Origin of the sequence: Bacillus cereus (genome assembly GCF_015071065.1) — a bacterium.
Taxonomy (GTDB): domain Bacteria; phylum Bacillota; class Bacilli; order Bacillales; family Bacillaceae_G; genus Bacillus_A; species Bacillus_A cereus_BA.
Window position 1 is genome coordinate 1 of the sequence record NZ_VOVA01000025.1, and the last position, 18,680, is coordinate 18,680.

The window sequence follows — 18,680 nt, forward strand, 5'->3', positions numbered from 1 at the left end:
GCCACAAATTTCACCAATTACTTTTAATCCATTAAAATCCTCTTCAGTCTTTGCAACCATTGTATATCCTCCCTTTTTAAAGTATTTTATGATTAGTATACCATTTAGTTTCTAGCAGGAACGGGGTTTTCTTCAACAATCTGGCCCTTTAATGAGGGAAGAAAACACTATTTGTTCTTTTCCGATAGCTTTCTATATAATGAGGCTCTGGATACATTTGTAATTTCACAAATTTAACGTTGTTAAAAACAGGGGAATCGTCTTGAAGATGCGCTTAGCGTTGTAAATCCGCATTTTCCTGACGCTACCCCTAATAGAAAGCTTCTTTCTTTTGTTCGAGCACTTTTTTGAATTTTATATAGCAAACAATTCTCCACGGAACAATGTAGCAAATGATAAAGGTGAAAAGTAACAGACTAAGTGTACCTGAATCGATTGTCGTAAGGTCTTGTCGAATAAAATAACGTAAAAGGAGCATTAGAATAAAAGCCACGACAAACTTCCAGCTTTTCTTTGCGTAAATGTTACCATCCTCTCTAATTTCATAATCTGACAAAATAATAATAATCACCGAAAAGGCAAGCCCTAAGACAACACTTACGCATAATTCAAAAAACGTCGGGTGCCCTAATTGGAGAAAAAATGAAAGTCCTGGCGTTAAGTAAATAAGTGGCAAGAATATTCGCACCCCACTTCCCTTGATTGGTTTATACATCGAACGAATCCTACGTAGTAAAATGAGCGCGCCAATAAATAAAAACAAATAAGACGGCATAACAGTTTGCATATACATCCCCCTTTTGATAGTTTTCTGAATATCTATATACATACTATTCCATATAAAATTGTAAATACATTTGTTATATATTATGTTTTCCAATTCATCAAGAAGAGGGAAAGAGGCTGATCAAGGTAAGATTAATTCCAAATCTATAAAGCAAAAAAGATTAGTATTTCACTAATCTTTTTTGCTTTCGTTTAACTAACAATAACGATAATTATGTAAATAAGCTACCCATATGGACAGCTTATTGTATTTTTTGCTTAGCGTGGTTTTTTTCCAAAATGCTGGCGATACCCCTTTATGTTAATTAGAATATTTCAGGTTGTTGAAGAATACATTTGAAAAATAGGTTTAAGTTGATACTTTTATAAAATAAAAGAAGGCGTTCCATATTTGGAATGCCTTTTCTTGATGTTTTGTTGCTAATGTTGGTTGTTAAGTTATTTTAATTTGATTACGTGCTGCTTACCTTGCAACAACAAGAACTGAGTAAGATATCATTTGAAGTGTTTGATTGTCTGTAAATATCATCTGTCCAGAATACATCTAATATGGCATACCAGAATAAGGCATCATCTGTCCTGAATACATTTGAGATGGCATACCGGAATAAGGCATCATTTGTCCCGAATGCATTTGAGATGGCATACCAGAATAAGGCATCATTTGTCCCGAATGCATTTGAGACGGCATACCAGAATAAGGCATCATTTGTCCCGAATGCATTTGAGATGGCATACCAGAATAAGGCATCATTTGTCCCGAATGCATTTGAGATGGCATACCAGAATAGGGCATCATTTGTCCCGAATACATTTGAGATGGCATACTAGAATAAGGCATCATTTATTATACCTCCTTTTATAAAAGTGTAGACATCTAACCAACATATTGTATGAAACGAGTAAGCATGTTGTAACTACCTATAATTTCGTTGCTGTTTTTTATAACTTTATTTTTCAATCTAGGCCTTGCACTATTTTTTCTCACCTACATACCAATAAACATATTTTTACTATTAGGACCCCAATTTTCTCCCATAAAACCTGACATTCCCTCTAAGTTAACGAAACATGGAAGCACAGTATACATTACCCCCTGCATTACATTAACTCTAAAAGTTATAACAAATCTCATTTTTGCATTATCAACGGGTGCTATCATTCCCATATTTGGACGTATAGCGTTTTCCGCCGTAAGTGCCTCTTTCATTCCTACACTAGCAATACCAACGGGATCCATATTACTTCTAATCCAATAATTCGAGACATTTGTTGCAGATGCCAAATCAGTTGGTTTATCATAAGTCATTAAAATTTGATTAGAAGAAATTTGTCTAGCCTCAAGAAGTATCGGGTGAGCAGCCATTTGACGATGGTAATAAGTTAACATGGTATTCCTCCATTGTTTTTTGAAATAGATAAATTACCTAGATAATATATGTAGATTTCTTACTCGGGTTCGCGATAACAAATTCAATAAATGCCCTCAAAATCCTTTCAAGGGGTCTCGCCGCATGCCCATCAAGTTAAAATCTCATACCACCCCCAGAACGAAAATTTTGCGCATTTTGCTCGTATTTATTGTTTGGGGATAACTCGTTCTTCTAGCTTGATGGTGATGGGGTACGGCAACGATTCCTTCTTTTTAGAGCCACTTACAAAGCTAAAACAAGAAGCTGTATCTAAAAGGTCATTTTTAACGACCTTTTAGGTACAGCTTCTTATGTAGGGATAGTACCAGCCTTACTGATACCACCCGTAAATTAATTACATATTAGAATAATTAATTTAAAATTCTATGAATTTTCAGTTATAATTAATTCATATTAGATAATAAAGGAGTCCTACAATGCAAAATTTATTAGATCGAGCCAAGGCAATAGTATCTTCAGATGAAAAAGTTTTAGATGTTTTACAAGGTTCTTTAGACGTTTTTGAATATCGGCATCCTGTACGTCCTGGAGTACTAGTTGCTACAAATAAAAGATTATTTTTTTACGGGCCTGATTTAGTTGGTGATGCATGGATTAATGAATATTTTTATGAAAACCTATCAAAACTGAAAGAAAAAAAGAATTTATTTGGTGTATCCAGTATACTTTTTTGGAATAAAAATGAAAGAGTGGGCATTAGAAATATCCAAAGCAACAATCTTAGTGAATTTATACAGATAATTCAAAATAAAATAACCGAAGACTAAACAGACCCTATGAGGGGTACCTCCAGATGCCCATCAAGTTAAGACAAATTTGTATCTATATAACGAAAAAAACGCTATTCTTTTTGTAGAAATATACAAAAAGGATGGCGTTTTTGATGAATCCTATCATTTCAAATGAACTGAATCTTTTCGCACAAGAGCTACAATACTTTTTATCTCGAGTAGCCCTACAAGATATCGCCAAACAAGTTGGCTTTGTACAGCGATCAAGTAAGTATCAAGCAAACGAACTCATTGCCCTTTGCGTATGGCTCAGTCAAGAAATAGCTAGCACATCACTTACACAATTGTGCAGTCAGTTAGAAGCTTCCACTGGGGTACTGATGAGATCAGAAGGACTGAATCAACGCTTTAATCCAGCGGCTGTCGCATTTCTTCGAGAAGTCTTTACTTCTCTTCTCACACAAAAACTCTGTTCAAATCACTCGCTTTCTGTACACATGATCTCTACTTTTAATCGTATCCGTATTTTAGATGCGACGGTGTTTCAACTGCCTGATCATTTCGCCACTGACTATCAAGGTTCAGGTGGGAGTAGCAATACGGCAGGCGTGAAAATCCAATTGGAATATGATTTACTTAGTGGTCAATTTCTTAACGTACAGCTTGGACCAGGAAAAAATAATGATAAAACATACGGTACCATCTGCCTTGAAACCGTAGAGGCGGGCGATTTGTGTTTACGTGATCTTGGTTACTTCGATTTAGGAGACTTACAAACCATTCATAATAAAGAGGCTTACTATATCTCGCGGTTGAAGCTGAATACACGCATTTATATCAAGAACCCTGAGCCAGAATACTTCAACAATGGCACGTTAAAAAAGCAAACAGAATACATCCAGCTTGATATGATACAAATGATGTCTAGTCTAATCCCTGGTGAAACGATGGAAATCCCCGAGGTATACATTGGCCAAAATCATAAGCTGCCAGCACGTGTCATTATCCATCGTTTAACCAATGATCAAACGCAAACACGCCTGAAAAACCAGGCGATACGTGAAAAGAAAAAGCAGGAGCTGAGTGAATACAAAGCGATTTATATGATTAAAGATTATTTTCCATTACTGTTTCAAGCGATAGCCGTTGGAACAGAGGAACTTTTGAATATTCTGCATCGCCTTTATCAGCTGCTTAAAAAGAACGGTCGTAAATGTCATAGATATAAGAAGATGACCGTCTTTGATATTCTAGGGGTTGTGTATAAAACGACGGTGAAGCATAGACAGGCTGCCTAGCAAAAAAATCGCGTTTTAATAGGCTTCTTTAGCATGCCTACTTTTCTATCACTTGCTAGTTTTGAAACAAGGATCATTTTATATCTAGTAAATTACTTTGTTAGCTTGATGGGCATGCGTCAGTACCCCTATGAGAATTGATTTTCTTAAAGTGTTGTTAAAGTCTACAGTTCTATTTGTTTTGTTTTTATTTCTTGCGAATAAAGTTATTGATTATACAGGTGCGAAATTAATGTTGTACGCGTTAAGTCTAGCGATAAGCATTTCGTTGACCAGTTTAGGAATAGATTATATAAAATATCACGTTACTAAAAAACACGTTTGAAAATTACATTTGACGTGTTTTTTGTTTCGTACGTTGTACCCCATCAAAAAAGACACTCGAATGAGTGCCTAATTTTTTTAGTATCCGAATCCTCCACCGCCGCCCCAACAACTACATCCAATAATGATTAACAGGATGAACAGAACGATTAGTAAAGCAAAACCGCCACCAAAGCCACCACAAGAACCACCAAAACTCATATTTTTTCCTCCTTCAATTAGGAGATAGAACAATGGGTAAGTTATTATCTTAATGGATTCACATTATTTTATGTTTTTATGAATAGAATGAGCAGGTCTGTTTATAAATAAAGAAAAGAGACTCTCAAGAGTGCCTCTTTTTAGCAGTCAGATCCACAGCCTCCGCCACAACTACCACCATATCCCATATTAATCTCTCCTTTGAGTAAGAGGTGAAATTCGAAGTCACACATGTACGTTAATGGATTCATTTTACTTTATGTTTTTAAGGATTAATGGAGCAGGTCCCTTTAAAAATGAATAAAAGACAGCCTAAGGGAGGACCGTGATATATGTCGTGTTATGTAAACCTTATATGAATATGGTATTCATGTAAGGTTTGCATAACGCCCTTTAAAAGAAGTAAAAAAACTAACCCTTATAACCAGGTATATTTACTATTTAACCTCCATAGTAATTTACAGACTTATAGACTATTTATAAACTTTTCCAGATGCCTTTATAGTTGGGCCATAACTATCTGGAACAAAAACTAAATAATAACTATCACTTAACCAACTATCCTTAATAGTAATAGAATCTGTTTTACTTCCGTTTACAGGAACCCTTATAGAACCCACTACTGGATCACTAGAAAAGGGATCGTCTCTTTTTACCTTGATGGTGTAGGAACCTTTCCTCTCATATCCAGCAGATGAAGTTACTTTTAAGTAAAGTTTACCTGATCCTTTAAAGGTAAATCTTGATGATCCAGAGTAATATGCATCAAATGAAGCTGACCAAGACCAAGGTAAGGAATGTGTTGATAAAGTAGTAATTGACTGTGGTTGTGTTTCTGAAGTTCTAATTATTTCTGCAGCAGAAACTTTTGTATCATGAAATGAAATTACTGTAAAACTAAACATCAATCCTAATGTTATAGCAAACATTAGAATCTTTTGAACATATTTTTTCATGTATTATTCCTCCTCTTATTTTGTATGATTTGAAGAGTTTACTTTGCGGTTTATAGCAAGAACCTTGTCACTATCCCAATCATTTTTTATAATTCCTTGAGATAATGGCATTAAACCAACTCCTTTATAAGTATTATTTTTTAAATACTAACTAGTCGGTATTAATTAATTTATTATATGATGAAGAATGTGTTACTATTAATTAAATATTTAGTTTTTTAAAAGGGGATTGCTATGGGAACTTATCATCAGAAACAATCAGAAAACACCATTAACAAATTAATGCAATCAGGAATTAATTTGTTTTCTAAACAAGGTTATTCTAGTACAAGTGTTGATCAAATTGTGAAACATGCTGGTTACTCTAAAGGTGCTTTCTATACTCATTTTTCCAATAAAGAGGAATTTTTGTTGAAACTGATAAAAGAAGGAATTGATTTTTATTTTGAAGATTTAAAGGAAGCTCTTACTCAAAAAGAATCTGATTTACTAAATAAGTTTAAAGAACACTCTTTACGTTTGGTAAATGAAGCTTATGAAAAAGGATCTTCTCCTATGCTTCTCCAAGGATGTATGATATCTAATCAATTACCTCTAATAAAAGAAAGGCTTATTCTTCAGATGGAAGAATGGAGATCATTCCTTACACATTTTTTTCAGAGAATGAAAGACGAAGGTATAATCGGAAGTCCATTAGATGCTAGAACTTTAGCAACAACAAGCATGGCTATTTTTAATGGATTTAATTTGCAACATTTTGTAGACAATCGAATTCAAATACAGGACATGCTGAATGTTTTTGTTGAACTACTTCAAATCCAAGAACTTAATAAAAAAGATGAATAAGAGTATGATGTTTGAATGATAATTTATGAATATTCCATACATGTAAAGTTAACATAACGTACATTATCGGTAGTAAATATTTTGATAGAATCCTTGTTTTTATGGTTTTTTTTGATTTTATGTCTATCTATCTCTTATACAGGATTTTATACATCGTTGATATAGCGGGGATCCGGAGGATCCTCGCTATTCTTTTTTTGCATAAAATCTTGTATAAATAAAAAAGATTTTGATGCTGGTATCGAGATGTAACGAGTATTCAATTTTAAAATTGATATGTGTTCCTAAGATTGGGTCTGTAATACGAACTATACAAATTACCCATGTAAAGATTATGGGAGTTAAGAACTTGAAACAAGTAATACGTGAATTATTAGGAAAAAGGGTATATCATTGCTATAGCGAATATATTTTTGAGGTGAGACGCTATGAAGACGTTATATAGTCCTGGCGACGTGGTAGAGCAATTAGGTATCCAATCTAGTACATTACGTAAGTATGCTGATGTACTAGAAAAAGAGGGTTATACTTTCATAAAGAATGAACGTGGGCATAGGAAGTATAGAGAAAGTGATGTAATGGTGTTTCGTAAGGTTATCAACCTAAAGAACGACACAGACATGACATTAGAAAACGCCACAAAACAAATAGTATCATGGCATCAAGGCGTTGAGGTATTGCCATTAGAGCGACACGAAATTGAGCGCTATGAAGAACCGGATTTCAACGCTACAACGCTACAGACGATGCTTCAAGATCAAAATGAGGTCATTGAAAAGCAAAATGAATTACTACAAAAATTAAACAAACGTTTAGTCGAACAAGACCAGCGATTCGCACAAAGAGAATCAGAATTATTGAGCGCTATACAAACGATACAGGAATCCCAAACGCTTATAGCGACGAATACTAGTGAAGACGTAGCGAAGAACCAGGGACGCGATGAAATGCTTATGCAAACAATAAGGGAAGTCCAGGAAGTTAAGAAGATGATTGCAGCAAGTAAAGATAAGAAATGGTATGAGTTTTGGAAATAATCTTTTGAAATTTGATTAATTATTTTTCGCCACCTCTAAAAAATATAGAAAAATGAATATAAAAGTAAAGCTTAGAGTCATATGAGAACCCTGAGCTTTTTTGGATACTACTGATAATCGGATTTTATGTGAACTAAATCTTAGGAAGAAGGAATTGAAAATGAATAAGAAATGTCCTAATTGTGGTTTTAGAGAAATCAGGCAAGATTCATTAGATGTTCAAGCATATTTAAGACTTATTAGTACGAATAACCTTTTTAATCAATTTTCAAGTGTGATTGCTGATGTTTGCACGGAGTGTGGTAACATTTTATCTATGAAAGCAGAACATCCAGAGTATTTTAAAGTGGATAAATAAAAATTATTGATAATACAGATTATGTGAACGAAAAATCCCTTCAGAAGGAAGATCTGAAGGGATTTTTTTTATAGATTTTGAGATACATGGACTGCTGATAAGTGAGGTTATGGTCACTGATACGATGACGGCTTGTAGCAAAGTATCAAATGTTTTACTCAATAACCCCTGAATTTTCAATATTCACAATGTATTTCACTCTTATTGGTACTGTTTTATATATTTTTTCCCATTCTTTTAATTTAAATGGTTTATATTGTTGTTTGAATTTGGAGCCTAAACCAAGTGGATCTACATTTAGATTTTGTATTTTTTTTATTAGTTTTTTACTTTCTGTATTCAATTGTTTTTCTATGTTTTTTGTTACTATCTCGATAGTGTTTTTATTTTCTAAATTTATCATTTTTGAGGTTTCTTGTAGACGGGCATTCATTTTAACTTGAATATAAAAAGATGGTTTTCCATTTTTAATCTGAACATGATAGGAAGGGGTGGAACTGATATTGTTAATTAATACATAACCGCCATGGGTTTTAAATTCCTTGGAATTTAATCTATGTTTTTCAAGCAATCCTTTAAAAATAAACATATCTTTTTGTTCCAATTTCCCTATATATTTGTCTTTCTTGAAAAGAGCAATATTTTTAATTTTTATTTTGTCTTTTTGTTTTTTTAATATAGGCATAAAAGTATCTCTACCTACTTCGTAGTAGCGATAAGAGTTAAGATATAAATTATCATGTGGTAATGAACCTGTTTCCATGTTGTGCTCAAACAGTTTTTTTATGTAAATTGCAACATTAAGGGTATTATTATATTTTCCAGAGAATAGCTCATATCCCTCACCTTCTAATATTCCTAGATATATTGTACCTCCTATGCTCTTATCCCGTAGAAGGGTATCATATGCTATTTTTATATCTTTTTTGGCTAATTTTTCTGTAAGAAGAGCGACACGTAATTGTCCAGTGGTAAAGGGCCGTATAGATTCGGAAGAGGCTTTGTCTCTTCCTTGTGTTATTGTGTTTCCAATGTTCTCAAATACTTGGACTTGATGACCTTTTTTTTGAAGAGGACAAACAATTGTTGTTTTTATTTTATTTTTTGTTGTATCGAATACAATTCCTTGAATTAATTCAACATCATCAATAACATACTTTTGTAAGCAGCCTGTCATAAATATTAACGAAATACAAAATAGTATAATTTGTTTTTGAGTAATTTTCTTCATATTTTCTCCATCCAGTAAAAAACAAAATTGAAAAACAACTTATTTTAAGTTGGATTTTAATCATTTGTGGTATTTTTCCAAAATGATCATCATTATATTCATATTTTCACTAAAACTACTGATAACATGACTTATGTAAAAAGCTAACATAGATATTTAGTTTTTTTATTTATGGATGTTTCAATCTCTTTATTTATAGTCTTTTGAATGTATACTTTTGTTATATAAGTTGAGGAAATCAGGAGAATTGTTAAGAAGTCAATGTTTAAGGTGGTTTGAATGTAAACTAATATGTATTAGTTTACATTCGATAATCAAAAAAGAATCCTATGTTTTTTGGATTCTTTTTTGGTTTCTGATAATATTTTTTTAGTTGAATGTAAATTTAAGTGATTTAGCAAAAATTTAAATATGTGAACCATTATTTTACATCTATTAGACTAATGGTTTTTTTATTGATTCAGGTTTTATATGTAATGATTTTTTATAGGTATTGGACTTATATTTATAGGGGTATTTATTGACATTGAAAGAATTTTTTTATTTATAACTATATTAGGAATGCTGATAATGGTATTTTATAGTGATGTGAAAAAAGCGATTATTAATGAATTTAAAATAAAAAGAAGACCGAACTAGATAGTTTTTCTAGTTTGATTTTCTTTTTATTTTATGTAAACAAATATTTAAAAGTTTATATTGGAATGGTTTAAGAAAAATAACATTCACTTCCTATGAAAAGTAGCTATAGGGGGTGAATGTATGAACGAAGAAAATATTGTTTTAGTTTGAGCTGCTGTTGAACCAAATTTAATTGGTCCAACAGGAGCAACAGGAGCATCAGGACTTGCAGAAATGACGATTTATTTAGCTTCAGATCAATCCATTGCTAATAATGATTTTATGGGTTTAGGTACTTCATCAGGAGGACTTAAAGGTTTTACAAGAAATAATGTAGTTATACCACAAACAGCAACTATTATTGGTTTAGTTTTTAGTATTCGAGATAACCCTCTAGGTGCAGGAGATGCTGTATCGGCTCAAATTGTTATAAGTGATACATGTGCTTCTACAACAACAGATACAGGTATTATAGCAACTGTAACAGGTCCAAGTTCTTCTACTAATTGTTGTGCATTTGCCGCTGGTAATTTTACTGTTGATCAATGTGATTTATTATCAGTAAGGATTACAACAGCAGGGGGTGGAGCATTACCGGATGGTGCTGCTGCCACTATTTTATTTACTATCTAACCATGTAAAAGAGTTACCAGATAAATTATTTTAAGGTTGACAATTAGTCAATCTTATTTTTTTACTTATTTTCGTGTGTATTGTTTTCAATATTACTCGAAAAACATCATAAACCTAGTTATACCAACAGTTTATACCACTTTTAAAGCTTTCTCTATTTTTTACTCTATATATAAGGGTTTAAAGTTATGGAAAGAATAGATCATGCTGCTATTGTTGCAAAGTTAAGAAATCAAAAATAAAAAAATGCTTGAAATTATAGAAAAACTCTCTATGAATTTTTATAAATAGAGAGTTTTTCTATAAGGGGTATCGCCACATCGCTACCAAGCTAAGCTCATGCAACGTCAATTATAGAAGAGGGTGTTTCTTTTTTCTAAAGACTACGTGTAGGGAATTTAAAGATTTGCATACGAAATAAACCCTAACGGGTTTCATTTTTTTGAATTAAGCCGCTTGATTATCAGGCATGGTACAATTGTAAACGACACCTAATATATCAAAGACTGTTTTCTTCTCATACCTATGGGATTTTCGCCCGTTTTGCTGTAAGAGGTTGAACAGGCGAAGTAGAATCTTTGATAGCTCTTGGGTGTTTTTCTGTATAGCTTGGAAAAGAAGAAGAAAATAGTCTTTAATCATATATATAGCCTTATATTCACTCAGTTCTCGTTTCTTTTTCATAAGAAGTAATTGCCGCATTTGAAACATGGTAGAAGAACAGAGTAAAATGGCAATCAGTTGCCCATACAAATGGCATTCCAATCGTTCTCGCTTTATCTTTTTACAATGATGAATGTGAAAGAATGATTTCCACGTTTTAAATAAAATTTCGATTTGCCAACGTAAAGAATACCAATCGTTCTCCACAGCCTTCTTAAAGCCTTCTCTTGATGTATAAATCATATTATTTAAATGATACTGCGTACTCATTTCCCCACCCCTTTGATTTAAATACTATAGCCCGATTTCACCACCATCGAGCTATAGTATCAACTCAACATTTATGTATATTGTTTAATCTAACAAACCTTGTTCTATCGCACAGTTATCACATATCAAATTGTTATATGCTCCTTCCATAAATCCCTCTCCACAAGATTCACATGAAAATCGCTCTTCATATCCAACTTCATATTCTTCCACATTATTTCCTCATCAGTTTTGTGTAAATGTGGACATTTACACAAATTCACATGTGGACATTTTTATATTCCTTGATGCCATTATACAAAGCTTAAACTGACATATCAATTATAAATTTACACATGTGGATATTTACACATTTACACAAGTTCACAAAATAAAGGTTAAATAAAAAAGACTTCCTATCCATTATGAAGTCTTTAAGCTTGGCAATATCAATAATGCTATGTTAATTAACTAGAGGGCTTGTTGTCAAAAATATAAATAAATTATATGAGATATGAGCTGCTTTTTAATTTAATTGTTGCTAAAACAATTCTGATCGATATAATCTATAAACTCTTGAATAGGATAAATCTCTAACCTTTTATCTGTGATATGCCAATTAGTTAACACACCAATTAATTTAAATTTTGGTTCCTCTAAATAGTAACCATATACAAAGGAACCGCTCATACCACTAACTACCGGTGTTAGTATAGTCGTATTATGTTCAGTAGTAACTTCATCATCTATAATCGCAAATACAGAGCCGATATCATCATCAAATTTAGCTACAAACGTACAATACGGTAATGTTTCCATGTCCACTTCTTTATTTTCCTCATCAATAGTTGTTCTACCTGATGGATAGCCATGTAAATATAAAATATTTGTGTTATTAGTATACTCTGTTATATTTGTATCTATAAAATTTGAATCTAAAAAGCTGTGATTACTTCTATCTAGATAATCATCAAATCTAACTTCTAATACAGCAATATCATCTGGTACATTATACTTTATATCTATAACTACCATACTATATGTTTGACTGTCGTTTATCGTATACGGAATTCTTATATCATTTTTATCTTCTACATCCTTAATAACGTGAGCATTCGTAAGCACAAAACATCTGTCTTTATATTTCAGTAACCCTCCCGATCCTAACGGGTGCACGCCATCTTTCAGTTCGAATAGCCTTACTAAATATCTACCTGACCACGGTACAAATTCTCTAAATAGTTTCAACAACTCTTCTTGTCCTATTATTATTTGTTTCATATTTAATTTAATTAGCACATCCATTTGTTGCTTCAGCGTATTAACTGATTGCGTCAAAACTTTCACTTTATTATTCAAAAGTGATGTGCCATCCTCACCTTTATCGTTACGCATTTTTTCATCTAGTAATGTAATACCATGCCGTAAGGCATCTGCTTCAGTCGAATATTCAGGATAATGATTTCTAAAGTTCTCAACTATATCCTTGTGAACTTTATTCCCACGAAAGCGGAACATTTCCTCAAAAGCTGTTCTCGACATCCCTCTTTCATCTCCTATCTACCCTGCCCCAAAACTTTAACTAACTCATTTGTAGCATCGATATATTCTTGCAACTTGTCCTCTTGCCTTTCTAACGTCACGGTAACATTGCCAATCGCTTCATCAAACTTATCTTCTTTATTTCGTCTATATTCTTGTTCAAAATGTTTTTCCAACAGATCATTAATGTACTCCGAACGATAGTAACATCTTCCTAATTTCGCACCAATTTGTTTGCACCTTTTATCTATTTCTTTTACATAATACGGATCAACATTCCTAATATGAATGTCCATATACTCACCTGCTTTTCAACTTTAATTCCATTTACAACAAATAAAAAACTTAGATTCTAATCCCACAGATCGTTTGTATCTTCTATCAATCAGATACAAACTCTATTAAAAACAAATGATAATTAAAAGAGCATAAGGGGTTTTTGCCCCCACTGAGGGTGTGGGGCTAGGCGGAGCCTAGCAAAACGATGGGGGCAAGAAAATCCTCTAGGTGAGTACTCACTGATGACACAAATCAAACAGCTGAGTACTCACTGACGATACAAAAACCACCAAATGAGCACTCACTGAGTACTCAAATTGAACTGGTGAGTACCCAGTGACGACATAATTTTTTTAGTTTTTATTAATTTCTTGCGCCTTTTGCTCTAATTTTTTGATCTTATCTCGTGCAATTTTTTGTTCTCCTTTAAACAATTCAACCTTCTTTTCTGATGATTTTATTTTGGATTCTAAAGATGATATTTTCGATTGGGTTTCCGTTTTTTCCGCTTCGGTTTGGTACTTCATTTCATCTTTTAGTTCTTTCACTTTCTCAAAAACTGTCTTCCCATTTTCTTCTTCAAGCTTGATTGCTTTCCCATAATTTTTGATCTTTGTTTCAATATCTTTTTTGTCTCTTTCTATAAAATCTAACTCATATGTTTTTTTATTTTCAGCTAACAATTCATCATTTGCTTTTGTTTTTCTTTGATCGGTAAAAATCGTCTGAACAAGTTTATTGGGACTCTTTGTACTTGTATTTTCTTCTTCGTACTCATTAGCATCTTGTGTGAATTTCCGAATATCCATTTGTTCTTTTTCACTGTTTTTATTGTAGATATCCAAAGCTAACGCTCCCCAATTTGGAGATAATTCTTTGACTTCTATCACGTAATTCCCGTTCTCTTCATATAACACTTTGACAGGTAATTGAACACCTGGCTTTCTTTTTTCTTGTGCCTTAAACTTAAAGCCAGTTTCCTCATATCCTTCTATCCGAAATCGAATTTCTATGAAATTTTTATGTGGATTATATTCCCTTTGTTCTACAATCAATTTTCCCATTCCCGACAACTTGATTACTTTATTTGTTTCCGTATGGAATAATTTTTCATCGTTCGGCATGTAAATTTTAGACGTCAAGAAAGCGAAAAAAACCAAAAATAGAAAGCTGATAATTGCTAGGTAGATCCATGACTTATTTCTTCTTAAATTGATTCTTTCACTCTTCTTACTGATTGCACCTATCACACTCTCACCTCACCTTTTTTGTTATAAAACTTTCATATTGAGTTCTTCTACACTTGTAACTCGCCATGTTTCCTTTTCCTTTTTTATGATGATTCGCAACACATTTTTGACTTTTTCTTCTCGGTTTTGCGTTGTATCAGTCGTGACATTTATAAATTCAGCTAACACATTTACTTCTTCTTGATCGGGTTCGTTTTCTTGTAAATAAAACTTCATTTCTATTGGTTTCGTTTTATACGTATCTCCTAATTCGTATTTATCAGTCGGATAAAATTGTTGTAAAAGTTCTTCACTCATAATGGATTTTGCTTTTTCTTTTCGCTCACTGTAGCCTTCTTTTTCTCGATGAAATGATAATTGAATAAACGTTTCGGCTGTCGATAAGTACGCTCTTCTCTGTTGTTCTTGTGCGGAAGGAAGTACTTTATTCAGCCGTTTTTTTTTAATCTTCATTTTGTCTTGTTAGTAATTCATTTGAAAGTTTTAGCTGTTTTTCTTTGCCATCACTCATTGATTTTTTACTCAAATAGATATTAAAAACTGTCACACCTGCAACTAAAATTACAAGCACATAAAACATAATTTTCCGTTTGTCTTTCATATCAATTCCTCCTTTACATGATCCTATAAATTAAAATCCCTGAACAAAAACAAAGAAGACATAACAAGATTAATAGCATCAGCTCTGTCTTCTTTTTAAATAATGTGGTTACTTTTCCTTTTATAGCTTCCTCTAAAATTTCATCATTACATGCAATAAATACCGTAAGTGCTAACAACGGAACGGAACCGAAACAATTAAATCAAGCCCATAGTGAATATTTCCACTCACAAAACCTAATACTATATATTTTTTAAGTTGATGGGCATGTATGGTGACCCCTAATAGAAAAAGGCGAATACAACCCATCTTTGAAATTATGTATTGAAATTTGCAAAAGGTTAGGTGTTACATTAAATGATTTATTTTGGGAGGAAGATTAATGTCTAAGTTATTAAAATTATATCTTTTCGGAAAAGGTACTTCTGTTGATGAACGAGAACAAAATACTGCCTTCGAAATAATGGCAAACGCCGGAATTCTAGCTCTTTTTATCTGTTTTGGAGCTATCCTATATGATTTGATTTTAAATAAAGAAGTTACATCACTGGGTATTTTAGCCTTAATTATTCTTTTAACGACATCACTGTATATAGTTATAATGATGAGAATCAAAAAAATATACTTACGTTTTGCAAATAATAAAACATTGATACGAAAATCAATATTTTCAGGCTTTATTTTCTTTGTTTTATATACTTTATTAACACATTTATCTGGAGAAACAATTACCATGAGGGACCTTACTGGAAACAGTATAGGCGGCGTTTTTTTTTGGCCTATGCATGTAGGGATATAGTAAATATAATAGTAAAAAAGCTGAAGAAGATGAACTATAATGTAGCGATTAATCTTATTGCATTATTTCTTTAATAATCGGTACCTGCTATATAATCATTAGGTTAAACTTTTATAATACTTTCAGAATGAAAACGTGATGTCTTTTATAGCAACCAAGTTTATTTTTATCGTTGTGGGGGGACATTAAAACCTTAAGTTGATGGGCATGTGGTAGTACCCCTAATAGAAAAGAGACCCCCTAAATAAAGAGTTACGTCTCTTTTCTACACCTCTATTTTAAATTAGCAATTCATAAAACTAACAATTAAGTTAGCCGATCTAACCATCAAATAAAATCCTACTTCCTCAATTGCTTTTTTAATCTCTTATTAGCCTGGTACAAGAACGGTGTATTCTCATAGATTCCATGCTTAAAATAGAGTAGCTGCCTTTTAAAACAGTAATTTGAAGCTTCTCAGACTGTAGTAATACCCAATATCTACTTTCATCAAGAACTACACCGGAAACGCTCTTACCATTAGCAAAAAAAACAGTAATTTGATCCCCTACAGAGAAAACATACTCCGTTGGTTTAATATGACCAGCTGCTTTCATTTCCTCTGTATAAAAATCATTTGTCTCTAAGAAGACAGTATGATTACCATGTGCAATATAAGATAAAGCACTCTTCATAATCGTACAAAAATTGCCCTTCTCTGTTTTGATATAAAGATAATAAGCTCCCTCAGATAAAACAAATCCTTTCATACGCTTACCATCCTTAAACGCACAAGCTATCTTTTCCCCTATCTCAAACACAAATGACGTTTTCTTATCTTCAGGCGTATAATTAGGTGATCTTTCTTCAACTGACACAAACTCTTCATGCCTTATATATTTTACTTTTGCAAAGTCAACAGTTACCTGATAAGGGTCACCGTCCCCCTCATGAATACATAAGAATGTCTAGATCGTCCCTTGTTATCACGATCTACAGAATAATTTTTACCCATATAACACACCACCAATAAAATATATTTCTAAAACAGTCTACATAATTTCACTTACCATAAAGAGTACATAACTCTAAGTACTCAAAATATCCCCATATCAAGAAGTGAATATAGAATTATTTATCGTATAACGCTAGAGCTATCTGTCCGAAAGATGTATCGGAGATATAATTATGTATTGGCACAGTGGACAATTAAAATTTAACCAGCTGGTAGCCCTTCTATTATGCTATATGATGCTGTTTCTTCTGCCATAGCGCTATTGTTCTTTGCTTGTAGTAAGATATTACCCATTTGGGGGAGTAGCTCGTTTAAATAGCTCAAATAACTCTCTCTTTTTTGCCCTTTTTCACGTAATGCAAATGAAATTAACATTCCAATCGTTGAAAATCCTGTTTTTGCCCTTTTTCCTTTACCTTCTACGGTCTTATATATTTTATTACTCTTCTTCAAGACAGTATTTAGGGTACTTCTAGGGATATTAATCGCTTCACATAGCTCTTTTTGTGTAAAGTATAACACAGGTTTATTTTTAGAATTCATTGACAGGAAAGCAATAATATCCGCTTCCCATTCATGCCAATGAGAACGTACTCGATCCTCACGTTGCTTTTTGTGTTTTCTCCAAAATGCAGCTGGTGATCTAAACGAATTAACTTGTCCAGGTGTCGCATATGTTTGAAGTAGACGATCAATGTAATCTTTATGTGCAGCCTGGTACTTTCCTGAATATGCAGACATGACAATCCCTCTAACCTCAGCATGATCTAAAGGTTGTTCCAGGTTACTATTAAACTGATCCATCATATCTAGTGTTTCTTTAATTGACACTTCACTTTGGAAACATGCTAGTGACAGAGTGAAAATTGCATTGTTTCGTCCTGCTTTTGTTTGTTGTGGCGCTATATTCGTGCAGTTTATAACTTGCTTAAACCAAGCTTCTTCTACCTGTTTCGGTTGCTCTACAGGTTTGTTTTTAGAAAATGGAGTTTCAATTACGTTATTTTCACCTGGAATTGCGAAAAATTCTTTGCCTTTGTTATCATCTTGTCTCTTACTCCAATCCTGCAGCTCCTTGAAAGAATATACATTATCCTCAAAGAACATAATGATATTTTCTTCTGAAGGCATTCTGAAGAATCCAAAGTGATTACATGTTAAATCTACTTGTGGTAGGCTTTCAGCAAACATTTCTCTCAAGTTTTGAGAGATTCTTTTTGCTGATTTAATAGCGATATAGTTCTTTTTATTTGTTACATATACAGCTTTATCTAGCACATAATATACTTGGTAACCCTTTGTAGTTTGAAGGATCATAGTCGGCACACCAAAACCAGCATTTAACGCAACATCGTTAATCGCTGTCATTGGGAATGACTTTGAATCAATATCAATTACGAAGCAATTAATTTGCTGTAAGTTTTTTTCTGTATGCCCAACGATAGTGCGAAGACCATTCTCGCCATATGTACCAAAATTATATACATTAGGAGTCCAGTGAGAAGCTTGTCCAACATGATCCAGTGTAGCTTCCTCAGATGATAACACTACCCCTCTTGTACCAAAAGGTGCGCTTAAATCAGCTTTTTTACGAGTAATAAAAATAGATCCTTTTTTATTCTTCTTACCATTCAGCATTTTGTCTTCAAATTTCTCTTGTTTTGTAATAGATACTAGAGCAGCTTTTGAGTTTTTAGATTTATATTTTCGTAAACCTTTATGAAGTATAAGATTAATAGCTTTCTGTACTGTATTCATGTTGGATCTCCTTTCTACTAGATTTAAGACAACAAAAAAAGGTGAGCAGTTATATCACTGCTCACCTAAATAAATAGACTTCCCGAATTG

The 18,680-nt window shown here is 32.8% G+C and carries 18 protein-coding genes and 5 pseudogenes; 8 read left to right on the top strand and 15 right to left on the bottom strand.

All coding sequences use genetic code 11. The features are described from left to right. Positions 1 to 167: 167 nt before the first annotated feature. From FT637_RS30515 to FT637_RS27010, 4 genes are all read right to left on the bottom strand, one after another. The gene (locus tag FT637_RS30515; protein WP_319805972.1) at positions 168 to 233 is read right to left on the bottom strand and encodes a hypothetical protein; all 66 of its coding nucleotides are present in this window, start codon (positions 231 to 233) and stop codon (positions 168 to 170) included. Positions 234 to 310: 77 nt separating this feature from the next. Next, positions 311 to 787, bottom strand: coding sequence for a CcdC protein domain-containing protein (locus FT637_RS27000; RefSeq protein WP_193648871.1), 477 nt, complete (start codon positions 785 to 787; stop codon positions 311 to 313). Positions 788 to 1,330: 543 nt separating this feature from the next. Next, positions 1,331 to 1,630: a hypothetical protein gene (locus tag FT637_RS27005; protein ID WP_193648872.1), complete on the bottom strand. Its 300-nt coding sequence runs from the start codon at positions 1,628 to 1,630 to the stop codon at positions 1,331 to 1,333. A 144-nt stretch (positions 1,631 to 1,774) separates the two neighbouring features. Further along, entirely contained in the window at positions 1,775 to 2,176 is a 402-nt protein-coding gene (locus FT637_RS27010) for a hypothetical protein (protein ID WP_193648873.1), read from the bottom strand. 459 nt (positions 2,177 to 2,635) lie between these two features. On the opposite strand from FT637_RS27010, the gene FT637_RS27015 reads away from it, so the two are divergent. Further along, the gene (locus tag FT637_RS27015) at positions 2,636 to 2,986 is read left to right on the top strand and encodes a PH domain-containing protein (protein WP_193648874.1); all 351 of its coding nucleotides are present in this window, start codon (positions 2,636 to 2,638) and stop codon (positions 2,984 to 2,986) included. Positions 2,987 to 3,102: 116 nt separating this feature from the next. Then, entirely contained in the window at positions 3,103 to 4,248 is a 1,146-nt protein-coding gene (locus FT637_RS27020) for an IS4 family transposase (protein WP_193648875.1), read from the top strand. Positions 4,249 to 4,650: 402 nt separating this feature from the next. Here FT637_RS27020 and FT637_RS27025 read toward each other — a convergent pair whose 3' ends face one another. Then, the gene (locus FT637_RS27025; RefSeq protein WP_053081437.1) at positions 4,651 to 4,773 is read right to left on the bottom strand and encodes a YjcZ family sporulation protein; all 123 of its coding nucleotides are present in this window, start codon (positions 4,771 to 4,773) and stop codon (positions 4,651 to 4,653) included. Between the two features lie 473 nt (positions 4,774 to 5,246). After that, positions 5,247 to 5,729: a hypothetical protein gene (locus FT637_RS27030; protein WP_193648876.1), complete on the bottom strand. Its 483-nt coding sequence runs from the start codon at positions 5,727 to 5,729 to the stop codon at positions 5,247 to 5,249. Between the two features lie 234 nt (positions 5,730 to 5,963). On the opposite strand from FT637_RS27030, the gene FT637_RS27035 reads away from it, so the two are divergent. The 3 genes from FT637_RS27035 to FT637_RS27045 all read left to right on the top strand — a co-directional run bounded on the left by FT637_RS27035 (position 5,964) and on the right by FT637_RS27045 (position 7,970). Next, entirely contained in the window at positions 5,964 to 6,575 is a 612-nt protein-coding gene (locus FT637_RS27035) for a TetR/AcrR family transcriptional regulator (protein WP_193648877.1), read from the top strand. A gap of 428 nt (positions 6,576 to 7,003) precedes the next feature. Further along, entirely contained in the window at positions 7,004 to 7,612 is a 609-nt protein-coding gene (locus FT637_RS27040; RefSeq protein ID WP_193648878.1) for a DUF3967 domain-containing protein, read from the top strand. A gap of 160 nt (positions 7,613 to 7,772) precedes the next feature. Then, on the top strand, positions 7,773 to 7,970 hold the full coding sequence (locus tag FT637_RS27045) for a hypothetical protein (protein WP_193648879.1): 198 nt from the start codon (positions 7,773 to 7,775) through the stop codon (positions 7,968 to 7,970). Between the two features lie 154 nt (positions 7,971 to 8,124). Here FT637_RS27045 and FT637_RS27050 read toward each other — a convergent pair whose 3' ends face one another. Further along, positions 8,125 to 9,201, bottom strand: a complete 1,077-nt coding sequence (locus FT637_RS27050; protein ID WP_193648880.1) for a Ger(x)C family spore germination protein — start codon at positions 9,199 to 9,201, stop codon at positions 8,125 to 8,127. A gap of 903 nt (positions 9,202 to 10,104) precedes the next feature. Between FT637_RS27050 and FT637_RS27055 the strand changes: the two genes are divergently transcribed. After that, positions 10,105 to 10,455 carry a hypothetical protein gene (locus FT637_RS27055; RefSeq protein ID WP_193648881.1) on the top strand — a complete coding sequence of 117 codons (351 nt, stop codon included), beginning with the start codon at positions 10,105 to 10,107 and terminating at the stop codon, positions 10,453 to 10,455. 447 nt (positions 10,456 to 10,902) lie between these two features. Here the strand turns inward: FT637_RS27055 and FT637_RS27060 are convergent, their stop codons facing one another. The 6 genes and pseudogenes from FT637_RS27060 to FT637_RS30150 all read right to left on the bottom strand — a co-directional run bounded on the left by FT637_RS27060 (position 10,903) and on the right by FT637_RS30150 (position 15,039). Then, a complete protein-coding gene (locus FT637_RS27060) occupies positions 10,903 to 11,388 on the bottom strand; it encodes a transposase (protein WP_264675748.1) in 486 nt (161 codons plus the stop codon). A gap of 84 nt (positions 11,389 to 11,472) precedes the next feature. Continuing rightward, positions 11,473 to 11,601, bottom strand: coding sequence for a hypothetical protein (locus tag FT637_RS30395; protein ID WP_264675749.1), 129 nt, complete (start codon positions 11,599 to 11,601; stop codon positions 11,473 to 11,475). 1,035 nt (positions 11,602 to 12,636) lie between these two features. Next, positions 12,637 to 12,909, bottom strand: a pseudogene (locus tag FT637_RS27070) (hypothetical protein); the annotation flags it as partial. Positions 12,910 to 12,923: 14 nt separating this feature from the next. Next, a complete protein-coding gene (locus FT637_RS27075; protein ID WP_193648882.1) occupies positions 12,924 to 13,205 on the bottom strand; it encodes a hypothetical protein in 282 nt (93 codons plus the stop codon). Positions 13,206 to 13,541: 336 nt separating this feature from the next. Next, positions 13,542 to 14,438 carry a hypothetical protein gene (locus tag FT637_RS27080; RefSeq protein WP_193648883.1) on the bottom strand — a complete coding sequence of 299 codons (897 nt, stop codon included), beginning with the start codon at positions 14,436 to 14,438 and terminating at the stop codon, positions 13,542 to 13,544. Positions 14,439 to 14,459: 21 nt separating this feature from the next. Then, positions 14,460 to 15,039: pseudogene (locus FT637_RS30150) on the bottom strand (MerR family transcriptional regulator). A gap of 281 nt (positions 15,040 to 15,320) precedes the next feature. Here FT637_RS30150 and FT637_RS27095 point away from each other — a divergent pair. Both FT637_RS27095 and FT637_RS27100 read left to right on the top strand, forming a co-directional pair. Continuing rightward, a pseudogene (locus tag FT637_RS27095) lies at positions 15,321 to 15,422 on the top strand (helix-turn-helix transcriptional regulator); the annotation flags it as partial. Beyond that, positions 15,422 to 15,830 (top strand): annotated as a pseudogene (locus FT637_RS27100) (DUF6773 family protein). The pseudogenes FT637_RS27095 and FT637_RS27100, both read left to right, overlap by 1 nt. A 347-nt stretch (positions 15,831 to 16,177) precedes the next feature. Here the strand turns inward: FT637_RS27100 and FT637_RS27105 are convergent. Further along, a pseudogene (locus FT637_RS27105) lies at positions 16,178 to 16,832 on the bottom strand (hypothetical protein). A 201-nt stretch (positions 16,833 to 17,033) separates the two neighbouring features. Further along, positions 17,034 to 18,590, bottom strand: coding sequence for a primase C-terminal domain-containing protein (locus FT637_RS27110; RefSeq protein WP_193648885.1), 1,557 nt, complete (start codon positions 18,588 to 18,590; stop codon positions 17,034 to 17,036). Positions 18,591 to 18,680 lie beyond the last annotated feature (90 nt).

Excerpts from the sequence above, each read along its gene's own strand:
- FT637_RS27000 (WP_193648871.1), bottom strand. The coding sequence starts at position 787 with ATGCAAACTGTTATGCCGTCTTATTTGTTTTTATTTATTGGCGCGCTC.
- FT637_RS27005 (WP_193648872.1), bottom strand. The coding sequence starts at position 1,630 with ATGATGCCTTATTCTAGTATGCCATCTCAAATGTATTCGGGACAAATG.
- FT637_RS27010 (WP_193648873.1), bottom strand. The coding sequence starts at position 2,176 with ATGTTAACTTATTACCATCGTCAAATGGCTGCTCACCCGATACTTCTT.
- FT637_RS27015 (WP_193648874.1), top strand. The coding sequence starts at position 2,636 with ATGCAAAATTTATTAGATCGAGCCAAGGCAATAGTATCTTCAGATGAA.
- FT637_RS27020 (WP_193648875.1), top strand. The coding sequence starts at position 3,103 with ATGAATCCTATCATTTCAAATGAACTGAATCTTTTCGCACAAGAGCTA.
- FT637_RS27025 (WP_053081437.1), bottom strand. The coding sequence starts at position 4,773 with ATGAGTTTTGGTGGTTCTTGTGGTGGCTTTGGTGGCGGTTTTGCTTTA.
- FT637_RS27030 (WP_193648876.1), bottom strand. The coding sequence starts at position 5,729 with ATGAAAAAATATGTTCAAAAGATTCTAATGTTTGCTATAACATTAGGA.
- FT637_RS27035 (WP_193648877.1), top strand. The coding sequence starts at position 5,964 with ATGGGAACTTATCATCAGAAACAATCAGAAAACACCATTAACAAATTA.
- FT637_RS27040 (WP_193648878.1), top strand. The coding sequence starts at position 7,004 with ATGAAGACGTTATATAGTCCTGGCGACGTGGTAGAGCAATTAGGTATC.
- FT637_RS27045 (WP_193648879.1), top strand. The coding sequence starts at position 7,773 with ATGAATAAGAAATGTCCTAATTGTGGTTTTAGAGAAATCAGGCAAGAT.
- FT637_RS27050 (WP_193648880.1), bottom strand. The coding sequence starts at position 9,201 with ATGAAGAAAATTACTCAAAAACAAATTATACTATTTTGTATTTCGTTA.
- FT637_RS27055 (WP_193648881.1), top strand. The coding sequence starts at position 10,105 with ATGGGTTTAGGTACTTCATCAGGAGGACTTAAAGGTTTTACAAGAAAT.
- FT637_RS27060 (WP_264675748.1), bottom strand. The coding sequence starts at position 11,388 with ATGAGTACGCAGTATCATTTAAATAATATGATTTATACATCAAGAGAA.
- FT637_RS27075 (WP_193648882.1), bottom strand. The coding sequence starts at position 13,205 with ATGGACATTCATATTAGGAATGTTGATCCGTATTATGTAAAAGAAATA.
- FT637_RS27110 (WP_193648885.1), bottom strand. The coding sequence starts at position 18,590 with ATGAATACAGTACAGAAAGCTATTAATCTTATACTTCATAAAGGTTTA.